This is a genomic window from Methylobacterium sp. B1 (assembly GCF_000333255.1).
Lineage (GTDB): Bacteria > Pseudomonadota > Alphaproteobacteria > Rhizobiales > Beijerinckiaceae > Methylobacterium > Methylobacterium fujisawaense.
Genome location: NZ_BACT01000339.1, coordinates 1 through 4076, shown reverse-complemented (window position 1 = coordinate 4076; position 4076 = coordinate 1). Strand labels below are relative to the sequence as shown.

General features: G+C 69.4%; 4 protein-coding genes. All 4 read left to right on the top strand.

Going from position 1 to position 4076, the window contains the following annotated elements:
* Window positions 1–352 precede the first annotated feature (352 nt).
* Complete coding sequence (locus I53_RS09930) at window positions 353–997, top strand: NeuD/PglB/VioB family sugar acetyltransferase (RefSeq protein ID WP_051044755.1); 645 nt, start codon at window positions 353–355, stop codon at window positions 995–997.
* A gap of 124 nt (window positions 998–1121) precedes the next feature.
* Window positions 1122–2231 carry an aminotransferase class I/II-fold pyridoxal phosphate-dependent enzyme gene (locus I53_RS09925; RefSeq protein ID WP_043349882.1) on the top strand — a complete coding sequence of 370 codons (1110 nt, stop codon included), beginning with the start codon at window positions 1122–1124 and terminating at the stop codon, window positions 2229–2231.
* 9 nt (window positions 2232–2240) lie between these two features.
* Window positions 2241–2768 (top strand): hypothetical protein, encoded by a 528-nt coding sequence (locus I53_RS35015; protein WP_251982278.1) that lies wholly within the window; start codon window positions 2241–2243, stop codon window positions 2766–2768.
* Window positions 2769–3003: 235 nt separating this feature from the next.
* Window positions 3004–4076 (top strand): glycosyltransferase family 61 protein (locus I53_RS35010; protein ID WP_251982277.1); only part of this gene is annotated, 1073 nt, incomplete at its 3' end.

Sequence of the window (4076 nt, the reverse complement as noted above, 5' to 3'; positions counted from 1 at the left end):
CAAGGGGGCGATTTGCGCGAGACGTTCCGGCGCGTTGTCGCGATGACCGTCCGGATCAGGTCGATGAAGGTCTGCGTCGCCCTCATGTCGGTTGCGCGCCTGATCGACCCTGCCCGTCCGCGCGCCGGTCGAACGGCGCGCCCTCGCGGGCGGTGTACTGGAACCGGCGTGCCGTGACGAGATATCCGAATGCCCCTCGCCTGGGAGGGCCGGCGGACGCGGCGCTGGAGGGCGCACGCGGTCTCGTGTAGGGCAGGGCACCGGGCAGGCAGGGATCCCCGCGCATGGACGACGACCGGAACGACACGCTGCATTCGGGCCGCGGCCGGATCCGATCCCGGATCCGGGCACGATGACCGTCCGCCTCGTCCTGTACGGCGCCGGCGCGCTCGCCCGCGAGATTGTCGACGCCCTGCAGCGCCTCAACGCGCACGGGACCGCGATCGAGCTGCAAGCCAGCATCGTCGATCCCGGGATCGACGCGCCGGAGACGTTTCGGGGCCGGCCCGTGGTTCGGGATGTGCGCAGCCTGGCGGGCGACGCGAGCCTGCGCTTCGTCGTCGCCCTCGGCGAGCCCGGGCCCCGGGCCCGGGCGGTCGCGCATCTTCGGGCGGAGATCGGCGCCCAGTTCACCTCGATCATCGATCCGGGAGTGCTGATCGGAGCGAGCAGCCGGATCGGTGCGGGTGCCGTGATCCTCGGCCATTCCTCCATCACGACGGATGCGCGCCTCGGGGAGCACGTCCTCGTCAACCCGGGCTGCACCGTCGCCCACGACGACGTGCTCGAGGATTTCGCCACGCTGAGCCCTGGGGTCCACCTGGCCGGGCATGTCCGCGTCGAGGAGGGCGCGTTCCTTGGCACCGGGGCCTGCGTGATCCCGCGGATGCGGATCGGCGCGCACGCCGTGGTCGGCGCCGGCGCCGTCGTGATCCGGAACGTGGCGCCGGGCCAGACGGTGTTCGGCAATCCGGCGCGGTCCCTGCGGCGCGCCTAGGCGGGGAGGGGCCGGCATCCGGATCGCCGCCTTCCGCGGTCCTGTCCGGCCATGTATAGCGGGCGCGTCACCTTAGCATGCGCGTGAGGATGGTGGCGGCCGACAGTCAGGACGTGTCTCGACGATGATCCCCGTGCTCATTCCAAGCCTGCCGGAGACGGATGCCATCGTCCCGTATCTGCGCCGGATCGATCAGTCGCACATCTACAGCAATTACGGTCCGCTCTCCCGGGCGTTCACCGAGACGCTCTGCCGCTTCGTCTCGGAGCGCGCCGACGGCGCGCCGGTGGCGGCGACGATCACCGGCAGCGGGACGACGGCCATCGAGCTCGCCCTGCGCTACCGGATCGCCGGCCGGAAGGGCCGGCTCTGCCTGATGCCCGCCTACACCTTCGTCGCCACCGCGCATGCGGCGGTCAATGTCGGCCTGGAGCCGTTCTTCGCGGATGTCGATCCCGAGACGCTGGCGCTGACGCCGGCCATTGCCGCCCGGGCCCTGGCGGCGGCCGGGGACGAGGTCGCCGCCGTGGTGGTGGTCAGCCCCTACGGCGCGCCGATCGACGTCGCCGCCTGGGAAGCGTTCGAGGCAGCGCACGGCATCCCGGTGGTGTTCGACGCCGCCGCCGCCACGCTCAACCTGCACCGCGTGGGCGCGCAGCCGATCTGCGTGAGCCTGCACGCCACCAAGGCGCTCGGGATCGGGGAGGGCGGGGCGATCCTCACCACCGACACCGATCTGGTCGCCCAGACCACCGCCATGACGGGCTTCGGCTTCTCGGCGAGCAGCCGCGTGTCGGAGGTGCGGGGCGGCAATTACCGGATTTCGGAATACGCCGCCGCGGTCGGACTGGCGGTGTTCGACGGGCTCGAGGCGCGCATCCAGCAATTGCGGGACGCATCCCTCGCCTATGTCGCGGGCTTCGAGCGGATCGGCGTGCGCATGCAGCCGGGCTTCGGCAGGGACTGGCTGACCATGACGATCACCGCCCTGTTCGAGCCCGGCACCGCCGATGCGGTGACGGCAGGCTTCGACGCGGACGGGATCCAGTGGCGGCGCTGGTACGGGACCGGCTGTCAGGCGCACCCCGCCTTCGCGACCTGCCGGCACGACGGGCTGGCGGGGACCGCCGCGGCGGCCGCGAGCGCCATCGGGGTGCCGTTCTTCCCGGCGATCACGCCGACGCAGATCGATGCGGTCTGCGGCAGCGTGGAGCGGTCTCTGGCGGCCCGCTGAGCGGCGACGGTGGGCCCGGGCCGAGAGGAACGGTCGAGGACGATGCAAGGCGATTTTCGGCGTATCCTGAGTCAGGCCGATCCCTCGAACGGCGCCGCTGCGCTCGACGCGATCGAGGACGGCCTGTCCGCACTCACGAACAGCCGACCGGCGGTCGCTGCGCAGCACCTCGCCACGCTGGCTTTCCGGTTCATGGGCGAGAACCGGCTCGACCTCGCGGGGCGTGCCTACGACCTCGCGGCCCGGGTGACGCCTGCACCCGCGGCGGCGTATCGGCTTGCCGCCATCCGAACCCGCATCCTCGATCTCTGCCGCCGCAAGGCGTTCGATCTGGTGGAAGGGCTGCTGCAAGAGTTGCGGGAGGCCAAGGCGGCCGCCGGGGATCACGGGCAGAACGACCCGTCGCTCATCCACATCGCCTGGGACTACGAACTCGCCGGGGACGCCGAAAGCGCGGTGCGCAGCTACCTGCTCGCGCGGATCGCGCGGGACCAGTTGGGCGGTCAGGCGCCTGACGATCGACGGCGACACCCTTGAGCGCAAGATCCGAACCTTGCGAATCCTGCAGATGAACGCCCTGGCCGAGGCGGGCCGGCACGAGGAGGCGCAGACGCTCCACGAACGGACGCGGCACGTCCTGGGGCTCGGGCCGCTGCGGATCTACGACATTGTTTCCGCCCGCCAAGCGGCCGCGGACGGGCAAGGCGAATACCGGGAGCTGCTCGGGGCCCGCCGGATTGCCGAGCCGGAGATCGCGTTTCTCGAAGGGCCGGTGGCGCTGACCTCAGCGTGCGGATCCCTCGACGCGCCGCCGCAATACATCGCGCGGTTCAAGGATTGCCTGACCTTCCCGCGCAGCAATCTCGTGCTTCAAGGCAACCGCCTGATCTACGATCTCGCCGCCCACCCGCTCAGCGGCATCGCGGACATCAAGGACGGGGTAAACCCCGACCAGATCATGACGGCCGTCTACGGCGCGAAGCGGGCCCTGGTCGAGGAGCCGGCCGAGACGCGCACGCTCGATGCCGGGCTGATGATGTTCGGGCTCCAGAGCAAGAATTATGGCCACTGGCTGCTCGAGTTCGTGCCGCGCATGCTCTGGTTCAACGATCCCGCCTGCCCCGCGGACTTCCCGATCTGCATCGACGACCACATGCCGGAGACGCATCGGCAGATCGTCGAGTTGCTCGACGAGCGCGATCGGCCGATTCTGCCGCTGTCGGCACAGGCGACGCGGTTCCGCGAGCTCGGCGTCGCCCCGGTGCCGACCTTCTTCCCGTTCGATTCACGGCCCGGCATGCCGGTCTACGACGCGATCTGGCCGAAGGATGTCCTGGCGGGCATGCGCCGTGCCCTGCTCGACAAGATCGCGACGCATGGCGCCGATATACGCCCCACGGGGCGGCGGATCTTTCTCTCGCGCCGCAATTTCACGCAGCGGCAGCTCGTCAACGAGTCGGAGATCATTGATGACCTGACTCGCCTCGGCTTCGAGGTTGTCCATCCCGAACAACTTTCGTTTATCGATCAGATTGCGCTCTATCATTCTGCGGATGTCATCGTCGGATCCGCGAGCTCGGCTCTGACGAATTGCATCTTTTGCAATCCTCAGGCGCGGGTCATTGCCCTGATCCACGAGAACAGGTCATTCAATTTCCGCGGCTATGCCAGCATGATCGAATCGAGTGGAGCGCGGCTTCTCTTCGTCCGTGGCACTACTATCGCAGGCGAGAAGACACATCCCTTCCACGCCAATTACCGCGTGGTCCCCGCGAAGATCCACAAGGGCTCGACATCCTCGGGATCGTCGCATCCTGACAGCGGCGGGGCCCGTCAGGCTTGGCG

Bases quoted from the DNA above. Each gene is read 5' to 3' on its own strand.
- I53_RS09925 (WP_043349882.1), top strand. From the start codon at position 1,122: ATGATCCCCGTGCTCATTCCAAGCCTGCCGGAGACGGATGCCATCGTC.
- I53_RS09930 (WP_051044755.1), top strand. From the start codon at position 353: ATGACCGTCCGCCTCGTCCTGTACGGCGCCGGCGCGCTCGCCCGCGAG.